The organism is Actinophytocola sp. (assembly GCF_035634895.1).
Lineage (GTDB): Bacteria > Actinomycetota > Actinomycetes > Mycobacteriales > Pseudonocardiaceae > Actinophytocola.
In genome coordinates this window covers 30,470-55,659 of sequence record NZ_DASQCC010000247.1, presented here as the reverse complement: position 1 = coordinate 55,659, position 25,190 = coordinate 30,470, and the positions used below count along the sequence as shown (strand labels likewise).

General features: G+C 72.0%; 20 protein-coding genes. 9 read left to right on the top strand and 11 right to left on the bottom strand.

Annotation, left to right across the window (positions count from 1 at the left end; genetic code table 11):
- Positions 1-179: 179 nt before the first annotated feature.
- The 5 genes from VET29_RS38480 (at position 180) to VET29_RS38460 (ending at position 6,656) form a co-directional block, all read left to right on the top strand.
- Positions 180-1,466 (top strand): hypothetical protein, encoded by a 1,287-nt coding sequence (locus VET29_RS38480; RefSeq protein ID WP_324930413.1) that lies wholly within the window; start codon positions 180-182, stop codon positions 1,464-1,466.
- 138 nt (positions 1,467-1,604) lie between these two features.
- Complete coding sequence (locus tag VET29_RS38475) at positions 1,605-2,402, top strand: hypothetical protein (protein ID WP_324930410.1); 798 nt, start codon at positions 1,605-1,607, stop codon at positions 2,400-2,402.
- 207 nt (positions 2,403-2,609) lie between these two features.
- The gene (locus VET29_RS38470; RefSeq protein WP_324930407.1) at positions 2,610-3,971 is read left to right on the top strand and encodes a serine/threonine-protein kinase; all 1,362 of its coding nucleotides are present in this window, start codon (positions 2,610-2,612) and stop codon (positions 3,969-3,971) included.
- A 22-nt stretch (positions 3,972-3,993) separates the two neighbouring features.
- Positions 3,994-5,607, top strand: a complete 1,614-nt coding sequence (locus tag VET29_RS38465; RefSeq protein WP_324930404.1) for a serine/threonine-protein kinase — start codon at positions 3,994-3,996, stop codon at positions 5,605-5,607.
- Positions 5,608-5,732: 125 nt separating this feature from the next.
- Positions 5,733-6,656, top strand: a complete 924-nt coding sequence (locus VET29_RS38460) for a DMT family transporter (RefSeq protein WP_324930401.1) — start codon at positions 5,733-5,735, stop codon at positions 6,654-6,656.
- On the opposite strand, the gene VET29_RS38455 is transcribed toward VET29_RS38460, so the two are convergent.
- The 3 genes from VET29_RS38455 to VET29_RS38445 form a co-directional block, all read right to left on the bottom strand.
- A complete protein-coding gene (locus tag VET29_RS38455) occupies positions 6,628-7,434 on the bottom strand; it encodes a MerR family transcriptional regulator (RefSeq protein ID WP_324930398.1) in 807 nt (268 codons plus the stop codon). The two genes, VET29_RS38460 and VET29_RS38455, sit on opposite strands and share 29 nt — an antisense overlap.
- Before the next feature lie 63 nt (positions 7,435-7,497).
- Positions 7,498-8,157 carry a response regulator transcription factor gene (locus VET29_RS38450; RefSeq protein WP_324930396.1) on the bottom strand — a complete coding sequence of 220 codons (660 nt, stop codon included), beginning with the start codon at positions 8,155-8,157 and terminating at the stop codon, positions 7,498-7,500.
- Positions 8,157-9,443 (bottom strand): PspC domain-containing protein, encoded by a 1,287-nt coding sequence (locus VET29_RS38445; RefSeq protein WP_324930444.1) that lies wholly within the window; start codon positions 9,441-9,443, stop codon positions 8,157-8,159. The genes VET29_RS38450 and VET29_RS38445 overlap by 1 nt, the downstream gene beginning before the upstream one ends.
- Positions 9,444-9,580: 137 nt before the next feature.
- Between VET29_RS38445 and VET29_RS38440 the strand changes: the two genes are divergently transcribed.
- Both VET29_RS38440 and VET29_RS38435 read left to right on the top strand, forming a co-directional pair.
- Positions 9,581-10,918, top strand: coding sequence for a PspC domain-containing protein (locus VET29_RS38440; protein ID WP_324930393.1), 1,338 nt, complete (start codon positions 9,581-9,583; stop codon positions 10,916-10,918).
- Positions 10,896-11,108: a hypothetical protein gene (locus VET29_RS38435; RefSeq protein ID WP_324930389.1), complete on the top strand. Its 213-nt coding sequence runs from the start codon at positions 10,896-10,898 to the stop codon at positions 11,106-11,108. The genes VET29_RS38440 and VET29_RS38435 overlap by 23 nt, the downstream gene beginning before the upstream one ends.
- A 172-nt stretch (positions 11,109-11,280) precedes the next feature.
- On the opposite strand, the gene guaA is transcribed toward VET29_RS38435, so the two are convergent.
- Complete coding sequence (gene guaA, locus VET29_RS38430) at positions 11,281-12,846, bottom strand: glutamine-hydrolyzing GMP synthase (RefSeq protein ID WP_324930386.1); 1,566 nt, start codon at positions 12,844-12,846, stop codon at positions 11,281-11,283.
- A 30-nt stretch (positions 12,847-12,876) separates the two neighbouring features.
- Between guaA and VET29_RS38425 the strand changes: the two genes are divergently transcribed.
- Positions 12,877-14,331 (top strand): aldehyde dehydrogenase family protein, encoded by a 1,455-nt coding sequence (locus tag VET29_RS38425; protein ID WP_324930382.1) that lies wholly within the window; start codon positions 12,877-12,879, stop codon positions 14,329-14,331.
- Here VET29_RS38425 and VET29_RS38420 read toward each other — a convergent pair.
- Positions 14,328-15,773, bottom strand: coding sequence for an FAD-dependent oxidoreductase (locus tag VET29_RS38420; protein WP_324930379.1), 1,446 nt, complete (start codon positions 15,771-15,773; stop codon positions 14,328-14,330). The two genes, VET29_RS38425 and VET29_RS38420, sit on opposite strands and share 4 nt — an antisense overlap.
- A gap of 141 nt (positions 15,774-15,914) precedes the next feature.
- On the opposite strand from VET29_RS38420, the gene VET29_RS38415 reads away from it, so the two are divergent.
- A complete protein-coding gene (locus VET29_RS38415; protein ID WP_324930376.1) occupies positions 15,915-17,375 on the top strand; it encodes an ATP-binding protein in 1,461 nt (486 codons plus the stop codon).
- On the opposite strand, the gene VET29_RS38410 is transcribed toward VET29_RS38415, so the two are convergent.
- The 6 genes from VET29_RS38410 to VET29_RS38385 are packed head-to-tail and all read right to left on the bottom strand — an operon-like array spanning position 17,352 to position 25,185.
- Positions 17,352-18,818, bottom strand: a complete 1,467-nt coding sequence (locus VET29_RS38410; protein WP_324930374.1) for an FAD-dependent monooxygenase — start codon at positions 18,816-18,818, stop codon at positions 17,352-17,354. The two genes, VET29_RS38415 and VET29_RS38410, sit on opposite strands and share 24 nt — an antisense overlap.
- A 14-nt stretch (positions 18,819-18,832) precedes the next feature.
- Entirely contained in the window at positions 18,833-19,336 is a 504-nt protein-coding gene (locus VET29_RS38405) for a DUF4240 domain-containing protein (protein ID WP_324930371.1), read from the bottom strand.
- Positions 19,333-20,292, bottom strand: a complete 960-nt coding sequence (locus VET29_RS38400) for an MBL fold metallo-hydrolase (protein ID WP_324930368.1) — start codon at positions 20,290-20,292, stop codon at positions 19,333-19,335. The genes VET29_RS38405 and VET29_RS38400 overlap by 4 nt, the downstream gene beginning before the upstream one ends.
- Positions 20,289-21,962, bottom strand: a complete 1,674-nt coding sequence (locus tag VET29_RS38395; RefSeq protein ID WP_324930365.1) for a GMC family oxidoreductase — start codon at positions 21,960-21,962, stop codon at positions 20,289-20,291. The genes VET29_RS38400 and VET29_RS38395 overlap by 4 nt, the downstream gene beginning before the upstream one ends.
- Before the next feature lie 9 nt (positions 21,963-21,971).
- The gene (locus VET29_RS38390) at positions 21,972-24,020 is read right to left on the bottom strand and encodes a GNAT family N-acetyltransferase (RefSeq protein WP_324930362.1); all 2,049 of its coding nucleotides are present in this window, start codon (positions 24,018-24,020) and stop codon (positions 21,972-21,974) included.
- Between the two features lie 31 nt (positions 24,021-24,051).
- A complete protein-coding gene (locus tag VET29_RS38385; RefSeq protein WP_324930359.1) occupies positions 24,052-25,185 on the bottom strand; it encodes a GuaB3 family IMP dehydrogenase-related protein in 1,134 nt (377 codons plus the stop codon).
- Positions 25,186-25,190: the final 5 nt, after the last annotated feature.

Genomic DNA, 25,190 nt, shown 5'->3' with positions numbered 1-25,190 from the left:
GCAACCGGTCCGTCGCGTGGCGACATCGACCGGAGGGTGGGAGTCTCAGAGCGATGACAATCGGGGGCTGGTACCAGCAACGTAACGGACGGCATCGGCATGGTGCGACCGGTGCGGCGTGGACGCCGACGGTGCGCCCCACGGATACCGAGCCGGCCCACGCAGGGTGGGAGGCGGCGGTGCCGGTGCGACGGCCCCGAGACAGCCCGCCGCCGGTCAGTGAGGTGTTGACGCGGCGGCCCGGGTGGCCGGACGAGGACCTGGTCCCGGCGGCCAGGCGGGCGGCGGACATCGACTGGGCCTGGCCCGGTCGGCAGCAGTGGACCGAGCAGGCGCCTTCCGACACCGCGCGGGCCGGCCGGCGAGAACACGACCAGGACGCGCCGCGACGGGTACGCGGCGGACCGGTGTGGCCGGGCGGCACGAGTGCCGGGCCGACGCGGTCCGGTCACGACAGGCATGGTTCGGCATGCCCGCGCCGGACGGGGTCACGGTCGACGGACCCCGGGGCGGACGAGCCCGTCTGGCCCACGGAAGAGCCCCCAGCGTCCGAGGAGGAACACCGAGTCGCCCTGCCGCGGGCCCGGCAGGCCATCCCGCCCCCACGGAAGTCGATCTCCACCGACATGGGCGGCGCCGCCCCCACGGGGCGGGCCAGGAACGACGCCGTACTCCACGCCCTCCCCGACACGCAGGCCACCGGGCTGCGGAAGTTCGACCTGGGCAACGTCCCCGCCTCCGTCACACCGCCCCGCAGCTGGCGTCGCGCCGCGTGGTTCGCCGTCGGCACCTCCGCCGCCGTCGTCCTCGGGCTCGCCTTCGCCGCCGCCGAGCTCATCGGGCGCCCCGTCAGCGACAACACGGTCATCGACGCCCTCCCCGAGTACCCGACGGGCCCGATCACCCTCGAGAAGCTGCCCGACAACAAACCCGTCACCGAGGCCCCCCTCAGCGGCAAGCCCGCCCCGTCCAGCCACGGCCGCTCACCCGCCGCCGGCCCCGGACCCGCCAGCCAGCGGGTCCCGCCGCCGCAGGACGTCGTCCCCGTCGACACCACCGCGGGCGCGGCTCCGGACGTCCACACCGACGCCGGTCCACCCAGCAACACCACGCTGAGCGGGCCCACCCGCACCACCGTCGGCCCGGCGCCGATCACACCGACCGACCCGCAGGCCATGGGCGACCGCACCGAGGCGTACTTCCGGCTGGTCACCGACAACCCCGAGGCGGCGCACGCCATGACCGCCGGCGGCATGGCCGCCGAGGGCGTCGAGGGCATCAGGGCCCGTTACGGGAACGTCAGGCGGATCGAGGTCCAGGACATCGTCATCGACCGGAACCTGGCGATCACGACGTCGACCGTCAGGATCGTCCGCGCGGACGGCTCGGAAACGGTCGAGCACCGCCGCCTGACCTACACCTGGGGCGGCAATCCCAAGATCACGGATGACTCCGTCGCACAGTGATCCACGTCATACTCCATTCGAGTGAAGATGCCTGAACGAGATTTGCCCGTTCGGGTGATCCACTCGGATTGACTACCGCCTCCGGAACAACGGGAGTATGAGTGGCTAACTAACGCTACGCACGGAGGCCATCACACAGTGGACCGTCTCGCGACCGGGCGGCGCCATACGCGCGCCGGCTCGGTCACCGTCACGGAGCTGCTCACCAGACAGACGTCACCAACGCGCTGTACCGAGAGCACTCCCACGGAGGACGCGCCGGGCGACCAGGTCACGGACATCATTCCGGCGATCGTCCAGGCCGCGCACCGCCGTGCGCCCACCAGGGGCGCCCAGCTGGCCAAGCTGGCGACCCTCGGCGTGGCCGGCGCGGTGCTGTGCGGCGCGGTGACGATCGCCTCGGTGATCGCCCAGCAGCGGCGCGACCCCGGGCAGGGGCTGAGACCGTCGCTGCAGATCACCGGCGAGCAGGCCCTGCTGCCCGACAGGCTGGACACCTCCCTGCCGCGGTTCCCGGCCCCCGCGCCGAGCACGCCCACGGCGGTCGAGGAAACCCCGGTGCCCAGTACGCCGCCGGCCACGCCGGGTGCCGACACCGGCACGACGGCCAGCGGCAGTGCGATGACGGTCGGCCCGGCGAACGACATGGAGCTGGTTCGCGAGTTCTACGAGAACCTGCCCGAGTCCCCGGCCTCGGCGTTCGAGCTGCTCTCGCCGGACCTGCTGAACGCGGACCTCACCGAGTTCCTCTCGTCCTGGTCGACCGTCGCCGCGATCGACTCCGTGGACGTCGCCCAGCAGGCCGACGGGGTGCTCGCCACCGTGCGTATGCGGCTCGACGACGGCGGCACCCTGCGCGTCCAGCAACTGCTCACCGTGGCTCGCAGCCCCCGGCGGATCGTCGGGGTACAGCTGCTGTCAGCGCAACGCAACTGAGCCGGTAACCTGCGGTACCCCCTGTTTTCGTCGTCAGCATTACCAAGCCGGCCGCCACGCGCACGGTATGGTCCCCGTCCGTGTGCGCAGCGTGAACGCCTAGCCTGGTGCCAGTTGGCAACGTTGGGGCCAGTCAGCCGTTCCCAAATTGACCCCTGGAGTCGGGATGATCACCGCTCACCTGCAGGTAGAGGGGGACTCGGCGCGATGACCGATGGAGGTCGCCTGGTCGCCGGCCGGTACCGCCTTGTCCACCGCATCGGAACCGGTGCGATGGGTGTGGTCTGGACGGCGCACGACGAGCGACTGAATCGCACCGTTGCCGTCAAGCGCCTCCTGCTCCAGCCCGGCCTTCCGCCGGAGGAGCAGGCCGAGGCCGTGGCGAGATGTATGCGAGAAGGCCGCATCGCCGCCCGACTGCAGCACCCCAACGCGATCTCCGTGTTCGACGTGGTCGACGAGGACGGCGCGCCGTGCCTGATCATGGAGTACCTGCCGTCCAAGAGCCTGGCCATGGTCATGGCCGAGCAGGGATCGCTGCCGCCGCGTGAGGTGGCGCGGATCGGCGCCCAGTCGGCGGCGGCGCTGGCCGCCGCGCACGCGGCGGGCATCGTGCACCGGGACATCAAGCCGGGCAACATCCTGCTCGGCGACGACGGCACGGTGAAGATCACCGACTTCGGCATCTCGCGGGCGACCGACGACGTGACCGTCACCAAGACCGGCATGATCGCGGGCACCCCGGCCTACCTGGCCCCCGAGTCCGCGGTCGGCCAGGAGCCGACGCCCGCGTCGGACGTGTTCTCGCTCGGCTCGACCCTGTACGCGGCGGTCGAGGGCGAGCCGCCGTTCGGGCTGACGGAGAACACGCTGCAGCTGCTGCACGCGGTGGCGGCCGGACGGATCAACCCGCCGCAGATGTCCGGGCCACTCACCAACGTGCTGATCGCGATGCTGGCGGCCAACCCGGACCAGCGGCCGACGACCTCCCGCGCGCGGGACCTGCTGTACGCGGTCGCCGTGGGCGAGACGCCGGACGTCATGCTGCCGATGGCCGCCGGCACCCGCCGGACCGAGCTGATCGACGACTACGACGACTACGACGACGGCTACTACGACGACCAGGCCACGCAGATGGTCGGCGCGGACGACCGGACGCGGGCCGTGCGGCCGGCTCCCCGGCCGACGGCACCGCCGCCGCGCCGCAAGTCCAGGGCGCCGATCGTGGTGGGCGCCGGGCTCGCGCTGGTGGCCGTGCTCGCGACGGTGGCGTTCCTGCTGTCCACCCGGGACAGGAACAAGCCGGACGACAACAACAACCAGCCGGCCGAGAACTCGCCGACGAGCGAGGTCACGCTGACGACGACCCTTCCCCCGACGACGACGCCGTCGCAGACGTCGGAGGAAGAGACCACGACCACCACCACGACGACCACGACCACCACCACGACGACGACCACGAAGACGACCACCACGAAGACGACCACCACGACCACCGAGCCGCCGCCGTCCTCGGTCCCGCCGAGCAGTGCCTCCGACGGCGCCCGCCCCGGTGGTGACGTCCAGTAATGGGAGCCTCCGAGGACATGGCATGACGGCGGAGGGGGCGCTCGTCGCCGGGCGCTACCGGCTGGGCCGGCAGATCGGCAGCGGCGCGATGGGCATCGTGTGGCAGGCGCATGACGAGCGCCTGCACCGCACGGTGGCCGTCAAGCAGCTGCTGCTGCAGCCCGGCCTGTCCGCGGCGCAGGCGGAAGAGGCGCGGCGAAGATGCATGCGGGAAGGGCGGATCGCGGCTCGCCTGACGCATCCCAACGCCATCACGGTGTACGACGTCGCCGAACACGACGGCGACCCGTGGCTGATCATGGAGTACCTGCCGTCCAAGAGTCTCGCGGGACTGCTGAGCGAACAGGGCACCATCCCGCCCACCGAGGCGGCGCGGATCGGCGCCCAGGTGGCGTCCGCGCTGGTCGCGGCGCACGCGGCGGGCATCGTGCACCGGGACATCAAGCCGGCGAACGTGCTGCTCGGCGACGACGGCACGGTCAAGATCACCGACTTCGGCATCTCCCGCGCGACCGGCGACGTCACGGTCACCGCGACCGGCATGCTGGCCGGCACGCCCGCGTACCTGGCGCCGGAGGTCGCGAAGGGTGAGGACCCCAAGCCAGCGGCGGACGTCTTCTCGCTCGGGTCGACGCTGTACACGGCCGTCGAGGGGCACTCACCCTTCGGGTTGAGCGAGAACACCCTCGCACTGCTGTACGCCGTCGCGGCCGGCAAGATCACCCCGCCGCGGCAGGCGGGCCCGCTGACCGCGCTGCTGATGCAGCTGCTGCGGGTGGAGCCGTCCGAGCGCCCCTCGCTGGCCTCGACGCGGGACAACCTGCTGGCGGTGGCGGAGGGGCGGCAGCCCGCCGCGCCGGTGAACAGCGCGCTGAGCGCTGCGGCCGCGCCGACCGACCGGATCGCCGGCAACCAGCTGCCCCGGCAGAACACGCCGCCGCCGATGCAGTCGCCGCAGCAGCGGCCGTGGGGACCGCCGTCGCCACCGGGCGGTACGACCCGGTTGGACGTGCACCCCTTCGCCGAGCCGACCCCCAGTGGGCCGGTGCGTGAGCCAATGCCGGCCGCGCCGCCGGGCCGCACCCCCCGCAAGAACGACCGGGTGCGGTCGATCGTGCTGACCGTGCTGGCCATCGTGGCGGCCGCGCTCGTGGGGATCCTGGTCGCGAGCCTGCTGTCGAGCAGTGGCGACAACAACAGCCAGGGTGGTGGCGGCGCGACGACGACGTCGAAGACGACGACCGCCGCCGAGACGTCGACGACGCCGGAGACCACGCCGACGACCTCCACCACGGAGACGACGACCACCACGACCGAAACGCAGGCCGGCGCGTCGGCGGCGCAGTACGAGCAGGCCGTGCGGGACTACTACGGGCTGCTGCCCGGCAACCCGGACGCGGCCTGGGCGTACATGACGCCCAGCGCGCAGAGCCGATCCGGCAGCCAGGACAACTACCGGAACTTCTGGGCCACCATCGCGGCGGTGACGGTCACCTCGGCGACCGCGCAGAACGGTCAGGTGGCGACGTCCCTCCAGTTCCAGACCAAGTCCGGCGCCACCACGAACGAGAACTACGTGATCATGCTGGTCCCCCAGAACGGCCAGCTGCTGATCGACAACTTCCAGAAGGTCTAGACGTCCCGCTAGCGGACCGTTCAGTTCCGCTAACAGGTCCTTGTCGGACTATTTGATTGTGCTACCACGTCCACTGGGGCACCGTGGCGAACGTGATGCGCGGTGGTGGGGCGACGTTGGTTCGCATGGGGTTCCTGGCGTTGTTCTGGGGATCCAGTTTTCTCTGGATCAAGATCGGCCTGGCCAGCTTCGCGCCCGTCCAGATGACCTTCATCCGCCTCGTCCTCGGCGCGTCCGTGCTGGTCATCCTCTGTTACGCCGGCCGGAACCGGCTGCCGCGCGACCACAAGCTGTGGGGACACCTCGCCGTCGCCGCGTTCTTCGGGAACGCCGTGCCCTTCACCCTGTTCGCCCTCGGGGAGCGCAGTGTCGACTCCGGGGTGGCCGGTGTGCTCAACGCCACCACGCCCCTCTGGGTGCTCGTCATCGCGATCGTGCTGCGGACCGAGCGGGGCCTGCCCGCCACCAAGGTCGGCGGGCTCGTCCTCGGGTTCGCCGGCACGCTGCTGATCTTCTCGCCGTGGGAGGTCTCGTTCGCCAGCTGGGACGCGCTCGTCATCCTGCTCGCGGCCATCATGTACGCGGTCAGCTTCGCGTACATCGGACGGTTCATCGCGCCGCGGAGCTCCCGGCGCGGTGAGCGCGACGGCCGCGGGGTCGCACCCATCGCGCTCTCGGCGGCGCAGATCATCGCGGCCACCGGGCTCACCGCCGTGGCGGTGCCCGTCTACGGCCTCACGCCCATCCACCTGCACTGGGGCGCCGCGGTGGCCACGACCGTCCTCGGGGTCTTCGGCACCGGACTGGCCTTCGCGCTCAACTACCGGATCATCACCGACGAGGGTCCCACCAGCGCGGCGACCGTCGGTTACCTGCTGCCGGTCGTGTCCGTGCTGCTCGGGGCGCTGTTCCTGGACGAGACGCTCACCCCGCACGTCATCGCCGGCATGGTCGTCGTGCTCGGCGGGGTCGCGTTGACCAGGGTGCGCCGGCGGCCCATCGAGCCGCCGGCACTACCCGTCACCGCAGCGGTTCCTGCAGCTCGGTGACCCACTCCGACTTGTCCGGCGCCCACTTCAGGGTCACCTCGCGGTTGTAGCCCGCCGAGACCCGGCCGTTCTCCTCGATCCACCTGGCCAGCGTCTGGACGGTCGACAGCACGTTGTCCATGTCGCCGTGGTGCATGATCGTGGCCGCCTGCTCGATGCCCGGCAGGTCCACCACGTCGACGCCCTCGATCTCGGCCGCGTGCACCGGGAAGCACGCGTGCACCAGCACACCGCCCTCCGGCGCGTCCTCGTAGTAGGCGATGGCCGGGCCGGCCGGTGTCACGCCGGCCGCCTCCAGTCGCGGGCGCAGCTCGTCGAACAGCGGGCCGATCACCGGGGTGACCGACACCGGCTCGAAGCTCGCGGCGACTCCGCTCACCTCGGCGACCCGGATCGGGTCGATCTTCTTGACCTGCACGTCGTTGGTCGGCATGGCGCCCTCCACCTCGATCGAACGGAGCCTCGCCTCGATGGCCACCAGCCTGGCCCGGTCGGCTGCCAGCTGGTTCGCCAGCTCGGCCCGCCGCAGCCGCAGCATGCCGCGCAGCTCGTCGATCCCGACCTTCTCGTCGATGATCGACGCGACCTGCTCCAGCGTGAAGCCCAGGTCCTTCAGCGCGACGATCCTGTTCAGGCGGGACAGCTGCGCCACGTCGTACCCGCGGTACCCCGTGAAGGGGTCCACGCGGGCCGGCCGCAGCAGGCCGATGGCGTCGTAGTGCCTCAGCATCCGGACCGTCACGCGGCCGGTCCTGGCGAAGTCTCCGATGTTCATCATGACGACCCAGGTCTATGGCCTCACACCGTGTGAGAGTCAACGGACCGGCGCGCGGGCTCCGCGTCAGACCAGCCGGCGGTCCGACGCCCAGCGGGACAGCTCGTAGCGGTTCGACAGCTGTGTCTTGCGCAGGACACTCGACACGTGCGTCTCGACCGTCTTCACCGAGATGAACAGCTCCGCCGCGATCTCCTTGTACGCGTAACCCCGCGCGAGCAGCCGCAGGACGTCGCGCTCACGGGGCGTCAGCAGGTCCAGCTCGGGGTCGGAGATCGGCGCGGCGCCCGGCCGGTCCGCGAACGCGTCCAGCACGAACCCCGCCAGCCGCGGCGAGAACACCGCGTCGCCCTCGGACACCCGCACGACCGCGCGGACCAGCTCGTGGCTGGAGATCGTCTTGGTGACGTACCCGCGCGCGCCGGCGCGGATGACCGCGATGACATCCTCCGCCGCGTCGGAGACCGACAGCGCGAGGAACACCACCTCCGGGTTGTCCGGCCGGGCCCGGCGCAGCACCTCCGCGCCGCCGCCGTCGGGCATGTGCACGTCGAGCAGCACGACGTCCGGCTTCTTGTGGCCGATGCCGGCGACCGCCTCGCCGACCGTGCCGGCCTCACCCACCACCTCGACCTCGTCGGTGATGGAGTCCAGCTCCGCCCGCACCCCGGCCCGGAACAGGCCGTGGTCGTCCACCAGGAACACCTTCACGGGCTTCTCGGCCATCAGTTCCCCTTCTTCGACGTGACCGGCTCACGCGGCATGCGCAGGTGCACCTCGGTCCCCTCACCGAGTCCGGTACGCAGCCGCAGCTCGCCGCCGTTGCGCTCCATCCTGCCCCGGATGGAGTCCGCGAGGCCATGCCGGTCCTCCGGCACCGCCGCGGGGTCGAAGCCCTTCCCCCGGTCCCGCACGAAGATCTCCACCGAGTCGGGCTCGACCTCGGCGTACACGCTGACCTCGCCGACCCCGGCGTGCTTGGCCGCGTTCACGGTCGCCTCGCGGGCCGCGTAGACCAGCCCGGTGAGCCGCTCGTCGAGCGGGCAGTCGCCGACCACCACGTGCTGGACCTTGATCGCGAACTGGTCCTCGACCTCGCCGCATGCCCAGGCGATGGCCTCGGACACCGCGGTCGGCGCGTCGGCCTGCCCCTCGGGCTTGCCGCCGCCGTAGCCGGACGGCCCGTACAGCCAGCCACGCAGCTGCCGCTCCTGACCACGCGCGAGGCGCAGCACCTCGCGGGGCGCCTCGGCCTGCTTCTGGATGAGCGCGAGCGTCTGCAGCACGGAGTCGTGCAGGTGGGCGGCGATCTCGGCACGTTCCGCGGTGCGGATGAGCTCCTTGCGCTCCTCGCCGAGGTCGCGGACCAGCCGCAGCCAGAACGGGACGGTCAGCACGGCCACGCCACCCAGCGCCGCGATCACCGCGAGAAGCGCGAACTGCGCCTGGTCCAGGTTGACGCTGCGGGCCAGGAACACCGCGATGCCGGTCATGACCAGCACCGCGCCGGTCAGGATGCGGAACACCGCCGAGCGACCGCCCTGGCCGATGACCGCGCCGACGACGCCGGAGCCCTTCCAGCGGCGGCGCTGCTGCTCGTCCGCCTCCCGCCAGACCAACGCGGCGCCGACGAGGGTCACGGCGATGCCGCTCGCGACCCAGCCGTTGAGCAGCCCCGACAGCGAGCCGACCGCGATCGCGAGGCCGATGCCCAGCGCGAGCAGGCCGCGGGCCTGCTGCCTCTCCTTGCTGGAGACCTCCGGCTGCTTCCGCTCGACGCGGGACTGCGGGACGAACACCCAGAGCAGGCCGTACGCCATCACCCCGGCCCCGCCGAACGCCGCGAGCACCGCGAACGCCACCCGCACCCAGAGCACGGCAATGCCGAGGTGGTCCGCGAGTCCACCGGCGACCCCCGCGACGGCGCGACCGGACCGCCGGCGACGCATCCTGACCTCTTCGGCCTCGTCGACGGCTGTGTCCCGCACCCTGTCCAGGTCCGCTTCGACCACCGGCTCTCGCGTCTCGACGCTCACTGGTACATCGTCACATCTACCCGCTGAGTACTCATCAGGGAAATACCCGGAAGCATCGGCTCAGGGTGTTTCCCGGATGTGCGGTCCCCCGGTGCCGGCGCATGCTCTTCGACGTGAGTGGGACACAGTCTGGCGCGACGCGCATCGAGGACACGGTCAGGGACTTCTGGACAACCCGTCCGCGGCGCCCGCGGCGTGGTCGCAAGATCGCGGGTGTGGCGTCCGGCATCGCCAACCGGTACCGGATCGACCCGGTGCTGGTGCGGGTGGGGTTCGTGGTCGCCGCCATCTACGGCGGCGCCGGCGTCGTGGCGTACCTGCTGGGCTGGCTGTTCCTGCCCGAGCAGGACGACCAGGCCTCGCCCATCGAGTCGCTGTTCGGCAAGGGCCGCAGCTCGACCTCGTCCGGGTTCACCGTGCTGCTCTGTCTGATCATGGTGCCGGTGGGCGGGTGGTTCTTCAGCGGCGCGTTCACGGGGGAGTTCTCGAGCTGGGCAGGCCTGCTCGTGGTGGGCGGGCTGTTGTTCCTGCTGCACCAGAGAAGGGGGAATGTCGTGCCGGTGAACCCGTCGGAGCAGGCAGCGCCGGCCACGGCGCAGCCGACGATGCCGGTGTACCCGCCTGCGCCGCAGGCCGCGCCGCAGCCGACCATGCCGTTCACGCCGCCGTCCGGGCCGCCGGTCGACACGCCCGCGCCCTATCCGTGGGCGCACGTGCCGCAGGAGGAGCCGCGGACGACGCCGCCCGCGTGGGACCCGCTTGGCGCGGCCCCGTTCGCGTGGGACCTGCCCGAGCCGGCGACGCCGGAGCCGGAGGAACCGGAGCCACCGACGAAGCGGCGCAAGCCGAAGGTCGGCACGGCGACGCTGGGGATCGCGCTGGTGACCGTGGCCGGCCTGGCACTCGCGGCGAACGCGTCGTGGGCCCCGGGCGGGTGGATCACCCCGCAGCACGCCGTGGGCGTGGTGCTGGCGATCGTCGGGCTCGGCCTGGTGGCCGGGGCGATCGTGCGGTCCGGCCGGGGGCTGCTCGCGCTGGCGGTGCCGCTGTCGGTGGTGGGGATGGGCCTGACCACGATCAGCCCCGACGGGTACCACGGGGTCGGGGAGCTGAACGAGAGCCCGACGAGCCTCACGTCGGTGCTGCCGATGTACGAGCGGTCGGTGGGCAGCATCAACCTCGACCTGACCGGGCTGCCGGCGTCCGGCAGTGTCGTCACCAACGTCCGCGCGGACGTCGGGAGCGTGGAGGTGCGGGTGCCGAAGAATGCCGACGTGACCATCACGTGCTCGGCCGACGCGGGCACCGTCGACTGCCTGGGCCGGCAGCGCGACGGCGTCGACCCACAGGTCGACCAGTTCACCGACCTCGGCCCCGACGGAGTGGGCGGCGTGGAGATCGACCTGATCGTGTCGACGGATCTTGGTGATGTGGAGGTGCGTCGTGGCTGACCGCGACCAGAACGAGACGAAGCGGTACCCGGACATCCTGACCCTGATCGCCGGCATCGGCACCCTGCTGGTGTCCGCCTACGTCCTCACCGACGGCAAGTTCCGCATCCCCAACCCGACCTGGCTCCTGGCCGGCGGCGCACTCCTCGTGGGCGTCCTCCTACTGGCCTCGTCCCTACGCAAACGCTGACCCACCTCGCGAGTCCCGCGTTCACCCATACCGAGTCCCGCGTTCGCACACACCGAACTGCGGTTTCGTGCACACGCAACTGCACGAAACGCAACTCGGTATGTCTGAACGCGGGACTCGCGGTGTCTGAACGCGGGACTCGCGGTGTTTGAACGCGGGACTCGCGAGGGGGTTACTCCCACTCGATGGTGCCTGGGGGTTTGGAGGTCACGTCGAGGACGACGCGGTTCACGTCGGGTACCTCGTTGGTGATGCGGGTCGAGATGCGTTCGAGGACGTCGTAGGGCAGGCGGGTCCAGTCGGCGGTCATGGCGTCCTCCGAGGACACCGGGCGCAGTACGACGGGGTGGCCGTAGGTCCGGAGGTCGCCCTGGACGCCGACGCTGTGCACGTCCGCGAGCAGGACCACCGGGCACTGCCAGATGTCGCGGTCCAGCCCCGCCGCCGTCAGCTCCTCGCGGGCGATGGCGTCGGCCGAGCGCAGGGTCTCCAGCCGCTCGGCGGTGACCGCGCCGATGATGCGGATGCCCAGGCCCGGACCGGGGAACGGCTGCCGGTGCACGATCGTCTCCGGCAGGCCCAGCTCCAGGCCGACCCGCCGGACCTCGTCCTTGAACAGGTCGCGCAGCGGCTCGACCAGCTCGAACGCCAGGTCGTCCGGCAGTCCGCCGACGTTGTGGTGGCTCTTGATGTTCGCCGCGCCTGAGCCGCCGCCGGACTCGACGACGTCCGGGTACAGCGTGCCCTGCACCAGGTAGCGGTAGTCGCCCTGCGCCTTGAGGTCGCGCTCGGCCTGTTCGAACACCCGGATGAACTCGCGGCCGATGATCTTCCGCTTCTGCTCGGGGTCCGTCACGTCCTTCAGCGCCGACATGAACCGCTCGCGGGCGTCGATGGTCACCAGCTTGACGCCCGTCGCCGCGACGTAGTCGCGTTCCACCTGGCCGCGCTCACCGGACCGCAGCAGCCCGTGGTCGACGAACACACACGTCAGGCGGTCGCCGATGGCCCGCTGCACCAGTGCCGCCGCGACCGCCGAGTCGACACCACCGGACAGGCCGCAGATCGCCCGGCCCTCGCCGATCTGCGCGCGGATCCGCGCCACCTGGTCGTCCACGATCGACGCGATCGTCCAGCTCGGCCGCAGACCGGCGACGTCGTGCAGGAACCGCCGCAGGACCTCCTGTCCGTGCGGGGAGTGCGCGACCTCCGGGTGGTACTGCACACCCGCGAACCCGCGTTCGACGTCCTCGAACGCCGCGACCGGGGTGCCGGGCGTCGACCCGGTCACCGTGAACCCGGGCGGCGCCGCCGTGACCGAGTCGCCGTGGGACATCCACACCGGGTGCCGCGTCGGGAGGTCCGAGTGGAGCGCGCCGCCGTCGGCGGTCAGCTCGGTGCGACCGAACTCCCGTGACCCGGTGTGCTCGACCGTGCCGCCCAGCGCCTGCGCCATGCCCTGGAAGCCGTAGCAGATCCCGAACACCGGCACGTCCGCCTCGAACAGCTTCGGGTCGACGGCCGGCGCGCCCTCGGCGTACACACTGGACGGTCCACCCGACAGCACGATCGCCAGCGGGTTCCGTTCGAGCAGGTCCGCCACCGAGGCGGTGTGCGGCACGACCTCGGAGTACACCTGGGCCTCACGCACCCGGCGGGCGATGAGCTGCGCGTACTGCGCGCCGAAGTCGATCACGAGAACGGGCCGGTGAAGGTTGTCGGTCACGGTCAACAGCATCGCACGGCGTCGCGGGCCTACGGTTAAGGCATGAACGCGTCCGAGGAACACCTGCCGACACCGCGGCCGACCTGGATCGCGGGCCGTGCGGAGCAGAGTGACCAGACCCTCCCCGTCCACCATCCCTATGACGGCGACGAGATCGCGACCGTCTGCGTGCCCACCGCCGACCAGGTGGAACGTGCCGTCACGGCCGCGGTGGAAGTGACGCGGGAGTTACGGACCACACCGGCGCACGTGCGTGCCGCCGCACTCGACCACGTGTCCCGCGCGCTGGCCGCGCGTGCCGACGAGGTCGCCGAGACGATCACCGCGGAGAACGGCAAACCGCTCCGCTGGGCGACGATCGAGGTCAACCGGGCGGTGTCCACGTTCCGGTTCGCGGCCGAGGAGGCCCGGCGTTTCACCGGCGAGCTCCAGCGGCTCGACACCGATCCCACCGCGGTGGGCCGGCTCGCCGTGACCCGCCGGGTGCCGCGCGGGCCCGTGCTGGGCATCGCGCCGTTCAACTTCCCGCTGAACCTGGTGGCGCACAAGGTCGCGCCCGCCATCGCCGTCGGTGCGCCGATCGTCGTGAAGCCCGCGCCGCGCACGCCGCTGTCGGCGTTGCTGCTTGGCGAGATCCTGGCCGAGACGGACCTGCCCGCCGGCGCGTTCTCCGTGCTGGTGGTCGGCAACGAGGAGACCCAGGCGCTGGTCAGGGACCCCCGCCTGCCGGTCGTGTCGTTCACGGGGTCCGGACCGGTCGGCTGGTCGATCATGGATGCGGCGCCGCGCAAGCAGGTCGTGCTGGAGCTGGGCGGCAACGGCGCCGCGGTCGTGTGCGCGGACTGGCCGGACCTGGACTTCGCGGCCCAGCGCATCGCGACGTTCGGCAACTACCAGGCCGGGCAGTCGTGCATCGCCGTGCAGCGGGTGATCGTCGAGCGCGCGGTGGCGGACTCCTTCCTGCCGAAGCTGCTGGACAAGGTCGGCGCGCTCAGGACCGGCAACCCGCACGACCCGGACGTCGAGGTCGGCCCGCTGGTGGACGAGACGGCGGCCGAGCGGGTCGAGGCGTGGGTCGAGGAGGCGGTGGGCGCGGGCGCGAAGCTGCTCGCCGGCGGCAAGCGCGACGGCGCCTCGGTCGAGCCGACGGTCCTGTCCGAGGTGCCCTTCGACGCGAAGGTGTGGGCCGAGGAGGTCTTCGGCCCGGTGCTGGCGGTGTCGGTGGTCGACTCGGTCGACGAGGCGTTCGCTCAGGTCAACGACTCCCGGTACGGCCTGCAGGCGGGGGTGTTCACCCGCGACGTACAGCTGGCGTTCCGGGCCCGTGCCGAGCTGGACGTGGGCGGCGTGATCGTCGGCGACGTGCCGTCGTTCCGGGCCGATCAGATGCCCTACGGCGGCGTGAAGGGCTCGGGGGTCGGCCGCGAGGGCGTCCGCTCCGCGATGGCCGACCTCACCGAGGAGCGCGTCATGGTGCTGACCGGGCTGGAACTCTAGACCGCCTGGGCGAAGCCGAAGACCTTGTCCGGGTCGTACTTGGCGGCGACCTTACGCAGGCGCGGGAGGTTGTCGCCGTAGTAGGCGGTGGCCCAGTCGGGCATGGCCGGGTCGATGTAGTTGACGTACGCGAACTTGCTCGGCAGCCCGTCCCGGACCTCGGCGACGTCCTGCGCGCTCGTCGACGAGTAGATCTGCGCGCTGGCAATGGCTTTCCGGTGCGGAAAGGCGGTGTCCCCCGGCTTGACCCGGCCGACGGCGCCGCCGAGCGAGTCGAGCAGGACGTCCATGGCCGACCGCCCGTCGAGCAGGTTGACCAGTGTGGCGGGATCGACGGCGGAGTCGAGCACCTTCGACGAGGCCGTGAACGACTCGCGCGGCAGCTGACCGCCCTCGACCTGGGGGCGGCACTGGGCCGTGCTGCGCTGCGAGCAGCCACCGAAGTACCGCATGGCGTCGAGATAGCCCTTGCCCTGGATGAGGATCGACGACGCCCTCGGCAGCGTCTTCAGCAGCTGCTTCGCGAGGTTCTCGTCGCCGACGACGGCGCCGCCGATCCGGCAGCTGGGCGGGGAGCCCGCGGAGACGATGCAGTTCGACCACAGCTCGTCCGGCTGCTGGGTGACCCACTCCTGCCACGCGCCGAGCACGTCGGCGGTGGACCCCGCCGGGTACTTGAGCGAGAACACCGTGATGTCCGGCGCCGGCTCGGTGGCGAAGGTGAACGACGTGACGATCCCGAAGTTGCCGCCACCACCGCCCTTCAGCGCCCAGAGCAGGTCCCCGCCGTCGACCGTCCGCTGCTCGCCGTCCGCCGTGACGACCTGCGCGGCGGTCAGCCTGTCGCAGGTCAGGCCGAACTTGCGGGCGGTGACGCCGATGCCGCCGCCGAGGGTCAGCCCGCCGATCCCGACCGTCGGGCACGACCCGGCCGGCAGTGCCCGGCCCACGCCCGCGAGCGCGGCGTAGACCTCCATCAGCCGCGCGCCCCCGCCGATGACCGCCGCGTCCCCGTTGACCTGGATGCCGGCCATCCCCCGGAGATCGATGACGAGCCCGTTGTCCGGCACGCTGTAGCCGGCGTAGCTGTGGCCACCCGACCGCGCCGCGACGGGCATCCGCGCGTTCCGCGCGACCTCGACACACCGCTGCACGTCGGCGACGGACGTGCAGTGCGCGACGGCCGCGGGCCGGTGGTCGTCGAAGCGTGGGTTGTAGGACTGGCTGGCCAGCTCGTATCCGCCGTCCCCGGGGAGCACGAGGCCGCCGGGCAGCTGGGCACGGAGTGCGTTCCAGTCCGGTGGAACGGGCGCCCGGCTCGTCGCTGTCGCCGGCGGCGCGGCCGTCTCCGTCGAGCCCGCCGGCTTCGGCTTCGGCGAGCACGCCGTCGCCACCATCCCGAGCGCCGCGGCTCCGAGAAGCCGCCTCCTGTTGAGGGTCATCCCCCGACCACCTCCGCCAACAGAGACGTGTGGCCCGGTGATCAGGTTGTTCACCGTGCTCCTGGCGGACGACCGCGACCCGACAACAAAGTATGATTCAATCTACGTAAGACGTCATCTTACGTAGAGGGGAACTGCCTGGTGGTCGAGTTCCGGGGACGAACCAGCGACCTCGCTCTGCTGGACAACCAGCTGCGCCTGGTCCGCGACCAGCTCGCCAGCACTCCTGGCCAGGCGGTGATCGTCACCGGCCGCCGGCGGGTGGGCAAGTCGCGCCTGGTGCAGGAGTTCTGTGACCGCTCCGGCATGCCCTACGTGGTGTTCCAGGCCTCCCGCGGCCGCAACCCGGCCGCCGAGCGTGCCGATCTCGTCACGTCGCTGGCCCAGTCCACGCTGCCCGGCGCCGATCTCGTCGCCGGTGCGGCCGGGGCCGACTGGAACCAGGTCCTGCGTGCCGTGGCGGTCGCCGTGCCCGAGCGGACACCGAGCATCGTCGTCCTCGACGAGGTGCCGTGGCTCGTCGAGCAGGACCGCGAGTTCGAAGGCGCCCTCCAGACGGTCTGGGACCGGTACCTGTCGGCGAGACCGGTGTTGCTGCTGCTCGTCGGCAGCGACCTGTCGACGATGGAGTCCCTGCAGGAGTACGGCCGTCCCTTCCACGGCCGCGCGGCCCGCATGCTCGTCCGCCCGCTCGACCCCGCCGACGTGCGGCAGCTGACCGCGCTCGACCCCGCCGAGGCCATCGACGCGTTCCTGATCACCGGCGGCTTCCCGGAGATCGTCCAACGATGGCGGCCGGGCACCAGCCGCACCGCGTTCCTGCGTGACCAGCTCGCCGACCCGCTCTCCCCGCTGCTGATGGCGGGTGAGCTGACCCTGCTGGGCGAGGTCCCCGACCCCTCGCACAGCCGCTCGGCGCTGGAGGCGATCGGCGCCGGGGAGCGCACGTTCAGCACGATCGCCAACCGGATCGGTGTAGGCGACCCGCTTCCCTCGGGCACCCTCGCCCCCATCCTGAACACGCTCACGACCAAACGCATCGTCGCCGTCGACACCCCGCTGGCCACCCGCCCGGACACGAAGAACAAGCGCTACCGGATCGAGGACTCGTACCTGCGCTTCTGGCTCGCCTTCCTGCGCAGGGGCATCGCCGAGGTCGAACGTGGCCGTGGCGACCTGGTCCTCGCACGGATCGAGCGGTCCTGGTCCTCCTGGCGCGGCCGCGCGGTCGAACCCGTGATCCGGGCCGGCCTCGAACGCCTGCTGCCCGACGAGCGGCTACCCGGCGCGGAAGTCGTCGGCGGCTGGTGGAACCGGCAGAACAATCCGGAGATCGACCTGGTCGGCGCCGACCGCGACCAGCCGGCGGCGACCCGCCTGGCATTCACCGGCTCCATCAAGTGGCTGGCGAAAGAGCCCTTCGGCCGGCGTGAGCTGGACCGCCTGCTCGCCGGATCGATGTCGGTGCCAGGGCGCGACCACAGCACTCCGCTGATCGCCGTCTCCCGCGGCGGTGTCGAGGAAGGACTGCCGGTGGCCGCCTCCTTCGGCCCCGAGGAGCTCGTCGCGGCATGGGCGTCACCACCCGGTGGCGCGTCGTAGGGCGGCGGTGACGGCGGCGGCCAGCCCACCTGGCGGCTCGGTGAGGACCGCCGCGACGTGGCCGTCCGGGCGGACGAGAACCGCCTGGCGGGGCTTGAGGCCCAGGGCGTCGGCGAGCACCGTGTCACCCTCCCGCTCCAGCGGGAGCACCTCCCCGACGACCACGCGTTCCCAGGCGTCGGCCGGGCGCCAGTCGCACCAGTAGGTCAGGACGCGGAACGTCGCCAGCTCGCGCAGGCGCCCGCCGCGCATCAGCCGCGCGTCCGGGCACAGCGTGCCGGCCGAGGTGGTCAGTGGGGAGTCCGCGTAGGAGAACGGCGTCGCGAGGCGGCCGGAGTCGATCTCCGCCCGCGCCGACTCGTCGGTGATCGCGCGGGTCAGCACGTCGACCCGGTGTGCGCGCTCCTCTTCCGTGCGCGGCACCAGGAAACGCATCGTGTCGCCCGTCACCCGCAGGTTCTCCTCGGCCGCCGCGCCGCGTTCCGTGTCGTACGACGGCAACAGCGCCGGCCCGGCCAGCTCCTGCCGGTCCAACGTGATCTTCCACGCCAGGTTGTCGGCGTCGGCGATTCCCGAGTTCAGGCCGCGGGCGCCGAACGGGCTCATCACGTGTGCCGCGTCGCCGGCCAGCAGCACCCGGCCCACCCGCATTCGCGGGACCCGCCGCTGCTGGAACCGGTACACCGACAGCCACACGATCTCGTAGTCCGCCGCGCCGACGATCTTGCGGATCCGGTCGTCCAGGTTCTCGTTCGCCAGGTCGAAATCGGCCGGGACCTGCCAGTCGATGCGCCACACGCCGCCCGGCTGCGGGTGCACCAGCACCTGCCGGCCCGGGTTCCACGGCGGGTCGAAGTAGAACCGCCGCTCGGCGGTGAATCCCAGGTCAGCGCGGATGTCCGCGATCAGGAACCGGTCGTCGAACGACATGCCGTCGAACGGCAGGCCCAGCAGCGAGCGGACCGCCGAGTGGGCACCGTCCGCCGCCACGCAGTGCGAGCCGGCGACCGATCCGTCCACAGTGGACACCGTGACGCTCGCAGCATCCTGCGCCAAGCCGGTCACCCGCTGCCCGTACTGGAGGTCGACCAGCGGCTCCGCCGCCACTCGCTGCTCCAGCAGCAGCTCGACGACCGTCTGCGGCGTGTTCACGAACGGCGGGAACGCGGCCGACCCCGTCTCGGCGAAACGGATCTCGCCGACCTGGTGCTCCCGGTAGAACGTCCTGCCGTGTGTCCACGTGACGCCGACCTCCGCGACCTGCGCGCCGACGCCGGCCCGTTCGAGGATGTCCAGCACGTCCCGCTGCACGCAGATCGACCGGCTGCCCACCAGTTCGCGGCGAGGCTGGGCCTCGAGCACGGTCGTCGGCACGCCGTGCCTGGCGAGCAGGAGCGCGGTCGTCATCCCGACCGGCCCGCCACCGACGATCACCACCCGCATCGGATCGAGGGTAGTCAGTCCCAGCCGGCCGTGTTGGACGCCGTCTCACGGGAGATGCCCGAGCCGGTGTCCGGGAAGCCGCCGAAACGGCTGTCGTGCAGGTGCGCGAAGAAGTACCCCATGGGTTCGCACTCCGCGTCCACCACGGCCACCGACGGGTCGGCGACCACGGCGTCGTAGAACTCCCGGCCCATCGCGACGATGAAGCCGCGGCAGTACAGGAAGCCGTCGTCGCCGCCGTCCGTGACCTCCTGGATGTCGGCGCGGTCGAGGTCGTACAGCTTGCGCTCCAGCACGCGGTCGAGGTCGGTCAGCTCGGCGGCCGACAGGTCCGCGCTCAGGTCACGCAGGTGGCCGAGAAAGGCGTCGAGGTACGGGGCGAGCGCGTAGGCCTCGTCCTCGGTCTCCCGGTCGATCAGCGCCGCGCGCCGGGACTCCTCGGGGCCGACCCGCGCCCAGGCCGACTCGATCAGGCGCCAGAACCGGGACTCCTCGGCCTCGGTGGGGACTGTGCTCACGCGCCGGAAGCTACCAGGGCGGCCCAGACCTCCCGGTCGCGCTCGGCCGTCCAGATCCGCGGCCAGTCGACGCCGTCCAACTCGTCCCAGTACCGCCGCACGTTGAACGGCATGCAGTGCTCGAAGATCGGCCACCGGCCGTACTCCGGGGCGAGCGCGGCATGTGCTGACTCGAAGGCGTCCTTGACCGTGCCGCCCGCGGCGTGGACGTCGCCGACCGTGCGGCGCAGCGTGTCCAGGAAGTGGCGGCTCTGCCCGATCGCCGCGGCGACCGCCTCCTCGCCGACCGCCACGGCACCGCGGCCGCCGACGAGTGCCGTCGCGGGGAAGGCCGCCACACTGTCCAATGTGGACGTCGACCAGTCGTCGTGGAACGCGTCGCCCGTGTACAGGGCGGCCCGGGCCTCGACGAGGTCACCCGCGAACAGGATGCGCTCATGCGGCAGCCACGCCACGATGTCGCCGGCCGTGTGCCCACGCCCGCAGTGGGCGAGCACGAGCTCTCGTTGCCCGCCAAGGGGAATGACCATGCGGTCGGTGAAGGTCAGCGTCGGCCAGGTCAGGCCGGGGATCGACGACGGGTCCTCGAACAGCCGCGGCATCCGGCCGAGCTCGGAGTCCCAGTCCGCCCGGCCGCGCTCGGCGATGAGCCGGCGCGTCTCGGTGTGCGTGATGATCTCGGCCGCGCCGAACGCGCTCGCGCCGAGCACCCGCACGGCGTGGTAGTGGCTCAACACCAGGTACCGCACGGGTTTGTCGGTCCGCTCACGCAGCCGGTCCAGCCACCGCCGCGCCGCGACCGGCGTGGCGCGCGCCTCGAAGCACACGACGAAGTCCTCGGCCTCGATGGCGCCGACGTTCGGATCCCCCTCGGCGGTGAGGGCGTACACGCCGGTCGCCAGCTCGGTGAACGTCTCCTCCTTGGCGGTGAGGTCCCCGCTCGACGCGAACGTCATCGCAACGCCGCCGGGGCACCGGCGGGCACCGCGGGACTGCCCGGCGGCACCGGAGCGAGCCGCTCGTAGCCGTCAGCGGGCCGCGGGTCGGCGTCGCCCTTGTTGGGCCAGAAGGAGAACGCGCGCTCGGCCTGTGCGGTGATCGTCAGGGACGGGTTGACGCCGAGGTTCGCGGAGATGGCCGACCCGTCCACGACCGACAGTCCCGGGTAGCCGTGCACCCGGTGGTACGGGTCGATCACGCCCTCGTCCGCGGTCGCGCCAATAGGGCAGCCACCGATGAAGTGGGCCGTCAGCGGGATGTTGAAGATCTCCCCCCACGTGCCGCCGGCGAGGCCGTCGATGTGCTTGGCGGCCAGCTGGTTCGCCTCGTGGCCGGCCGGGATGAACGACGGGTTCGGCTCCCCGTGGCCCTGTTTCGAGGTCACCTTCCGGCGGCCGAACAGGCCCTTCCTCGTGTACGTGGTGATCGAGTTGTCGAGGCTCTGCATGACCAGCAGGATCACGGTCCGCTCGCTCCAGCGGTGCACCCGCAGCAACCGTGCGCTTTGTACGGGGTGGCGCCCCATGAACCGCACCGCCTGCAGCCAGCGGGGCACCGACGCGGCCCCGTCGGTCGCGATGGTCTGCAGCAGGCCCATCGCGTTGCTGCCCTTGCCGTACCGGACCGGCTCGATGTGCGTGGTCGCGTCCGGGTGGATCGACGACGTGATCGCGACGCCGCGGCTGAAGTCCCGGTCGGGGTCGACCGAGGGCCGCCCGGCGCCGATGATCGCCTCGGAGTTCGTGCGGGTCAGCTCGCCGAGCCGCGGCGACAGTGCCGGCAGGACACCCCGGTCCTTCATCCTGTGCAGCAGCTTCTGCGTGCCCCAGGTGCCCGCCGCGAGCACGACCTGGCCGGCGGTGATCGTCGCGCGGGCGCGCCGGCCGGTGCGGCGCGTGTCGACGGCGAAGCCCTCGTCGAGTGGCCGCACGGCGGTCACGGTCGTCAGCGGCAGGACCTTCGCGCCCTGGCGCTCCGCGAGGTACAGGTAGTTCTTGACCAGCGTGTTCTTCGCGCCGACCCGGCAGCCGGTCATGCAGGCGCCGCACTCGGTGCACCCGGTCCGCGCCGGCCCGGCGCCGCCGAAGAACGGGTCGGGCACCGTCTGTCCCGGCGTGCCGAAGTACACGCCGACCGGCGTCGGGTGGAACGAGTCGGCCACGCCCATGTCGGCGGCGACCTTCTGCATGACCTCGTCGGTCGGGGTGATCGTCGGGTTCTCGACCACGCCGAACATGCGGGCCGCCTGGTCGTAGTGCGGCGCCAGCTCCGCCTCCCAGTCGGTGATGTGCGCCCACTGGCGGTCGGCGTAGAACGGCTCCAGCGGCCGGTACAGCGTGTTCGCGTACACCAGCGACCCGCCGCCGACCCCGGCGCCGGCCAGGATCATGACGTCCTTGAGCAGGTGGATGCGCTGGATGCCGAAGCAGCCGAGGACCGGCGCCCACAGGTATCTGCGCAGGTTCCAGGACGTGTTCGCGAACTCGTCGTCGGCGAAGCGGCGCCCGGCCTCCACCACCGCGACCCGGTAGCCCTTCTCCGTGAGCCGTAGCGCGGCCACGCTGCCGCCGAAGCCGGAGCCGACGACCACGACGTCGTAGTCGAACCTACTCGCGAGTACAGCCATGTCCTGAGGCTAGTTGGCGAGGTCTCCCCTCACCAGCCCGTAGTGCACGAGGTCGCGCCGGACACCGCCCCTGAGCTGGGCGCCCCGCAGGACGCCCTCCCGCCGGAAGCCGGCCTTCTCCAGCGCTCGCCGCTCCGCGACGTTCTCGACGTCCGTGCTGGCCTCGATGCGGTCCAGCTCGGTGGTCGCGAACAGGTGGTCGACAAGCATGCGCTGCGCGAGCGTGCCGACGCCGCGACCGCGGGCCTCGGGCAGCAGGCCGATGCCGATGTTCCACGCCGACGACGAGACCGTGCCGCCGTAGTCGACCGCGTGCCAGCTGACGCCGCCGAGCAGCAGGCCCGTCCGCTCGTCGAGCACGCTGAGCAGGAAGCTGCGGGTCGGCCCGGTCACGCGCGGCCGGTCGTCGGGGTCGATGGCGAAGTCCCCGGCGCCGGCGATGTAGAACTTCTCGCGGTCGCCCGGCGCCGGCTCGGCGAGCGCGACCCCGTCCCGGGTGACCACGACCTCCCGCCGGCCCGGTTCGACGGCCTCCACGACGTCGGTGCGCAGCAGGCTGTAGGCCAGCATGTCCCGGCGCCGGCCGCCACGCAGCTGGGCGCCGCGGATGAGGCCCTCCGGCCGGAAGCCGGCCTTGGCGAGCGCACGTTGCGCGGGAACGTTCTCCCGGTCGGTGCCGGCCTCGACCCGGTCGATGTCCGTGGTGGCGAACAGGTACTCGGCGAGCAGGCGGGTCGCGATCGAGCCGGCGCCCCGGCCGCGGCTCTGCGGCAGCAGGCCGATGCCGATGTTCCAGGCCTCGCAGGCCGCGGTGCGGCCGTAGCCGACGGCGTGCCAGCTGACCGCGCCGAGCAGCTCGCCGGTGTGCTGGTCGAGTACGGCGAGCCGGTTGAGGTCGGGCAGGTGCCGCACCGGCCGGTCGTCGGGGTCGACGTCGAACGCCTCGTCGTCCTGGCCGCGCAGCAGCTCCCGCTCGCCGGGTAGCAGGTCGCCGAGCTGGATGCCCTCGCCGCTGGCGGCGATCTCCCGCTCCCGCTCCTGCTCCGGGTCCGGCAGGTCGCCGCGCAGGATGCCGTAGGCGATCATGTCCCGCCGCTCGCCGCCCCGGAGCTGAGCGCCGCGGATGACGCCCTCCCGGTGCAGCCCCGCCTTGGTCAGCGCCCGCTGTGCCGCGATGTTCTCGCGGTCGGTGCTCGCCTCGACCCGGTCCACCTCGGTGGTCGCGAACAGGTGCTCGACCAGGAGGCGGATGGCGATGGGCCCGACCCCGCGGCCGCGGGTCTCCGGCGCGAGGACGATCCCGAAGTTCCAGGCGGTGCAGGCGGCGGTGGGGCCGTAGCCGACGGGGTGCCAGCTCATCTGCCCGATGACCGCGCCGGTCCCGGCGTCCAGCAGGGAGGCCCGGTGGACCTGGAAGACGGCGTGCAGCACGGGCCGGGGGTCCGGGTCGGGGTCGAAGGCGTGGTCGGCCCTGGCGGAGAGCGCGCGGCGGTCCTCGGGCATGGAACTGGCGAGCGTGACGCCGTCGCGGCTGGCGAGGACGGTCCGCTCCTGGCCGAGGTCGCCGCGGAGCAGGCTGTAGCCGATCATGTCGCGCCGCTCGCCGCCGCGGAGCTGGGCGCCCCGGATGACGCCCTCACGCTGGAAGCCGGCCTTGCCGAGTGCCCGCTGGGCCGCCTGGTTGCCCCGGTCGGTGCTGGCCTCGACCCGGTCGATCGCCGTGGTCGCGAACAGGTGCTCGGCAAGCAGGCGCAGCACGATGGAGCCGGCGCCGCGCCCGCGGCTCTGCGGCAGCAGGCCGATGCCGATGTTCCACGCCGAGCAGCCCGCGGTGCGCCCGTAGCCGACGACGTGCCAGTTGACCTGGCCGATGAGGTCGTGCGTCCCGGCGTCGACCACCGCGGCGCGGAACACCTCGAAGCCCTGTGGGGGCACCGGCCGGTCGTCCGGGTCGACGTCGTAGGCGTGGTCGTCGCGCTCGGCGAGCCACTGGCGGTCCTGCTCGGTCAGCTCGGTGAACGCCACGCCGTCCCGCGAGGCGATGATCTCTCGGTCCATGTCAGTGTCGATTTCGCTCCGCGGCCTCCGCTCAGCCGCGGACCGACAGACCGACCTTCTGGAACTCCTTCAGGTCCGAGTAACCCGTCTTCGCCATGGCCCGGCGCAGCGCGCCGAACAGGTTGATCAGGCCGTCCGGGTCGGACGACGGACCGAACAGCAGCGTCCGGAGGTCGACGATCGTCTCCTCGTCCGCGACCGGGATCACGCGGCTGCGGGGCACCGACGGGTGCGCGGCCGCGGCCGTCCAGTACAGGCCCTTGCCCGGTGCCTCCTGGGCGGTGGCCAGCGGGGCGCCGAGCATGACCGCGTCGGCGCCGCAGGCGATGGACCTCGCGATGTCGCCGCTCACCTCGATCTCGCCGTCGGCGATCACGTGCACGTACCGGCCGCCGGTCTCGTCGAGGTAGTCCCGGCGGGCGGCGGCAGCGTCGACGATGGCCGTCGCCATGGGGACGCCGATGCCCAGGACGCTGTCGGTGGTGGTCGCGACGCTGGAGCCGTAGCCGACGAGCACGCCGGCCGCGCCGGTGCGCATGAGGTGCATGGCCGTGCGGTAGTCGTGCACGCCGCCGGCGATCACCGGGACGTCCAGGTCCGCGATGAACGACTTGAGGTTCAGCGGCTCGCCGTCGCGCGACACGTGCTCCGCGGACACGATCGTGCCCTGTACCACCAGGATCTCCACGCCGGCGGCCAGCAGGAACGGGGTTATCTCGGCGGCCCGCTGCGGGCTCACCCGCGCGGCCACGGTCACCCCACCCGCGGCCACCTGCTTGACGGCCTCGGTGATCAGGTCCGGGTTGATCGGCGCCGCGTGCAGCTCCTGCAGCAGCCGGGTCAGCGCGGTGAAGTCCTGGTCGGCGAGCGTCTCGGTGACCCGGGCCAGAACCTCCTCGACCTGCGCGTGCCGGGCCCACAGCCCCTCCGCGTTGAGCACGCCGAGGCCGCCGAGCCTGCCGACCTCGACGGCCACTCCGGGAGACACCACCGCGTCGGTCGGGTGGGTCAGGAGCGGGATGTCGAAGCGGTACGCGTCGATCTGCCACGCGGTCGACACGTCCTGCGACGACCTGGTCCGGCGGGACGGGACGATCTCCACCTCGTGCAGCGCGTAGCCGCGGCGAGCCGTCCGGCCCATGCCGATCTCGACAAGATCCGGCACCGGGA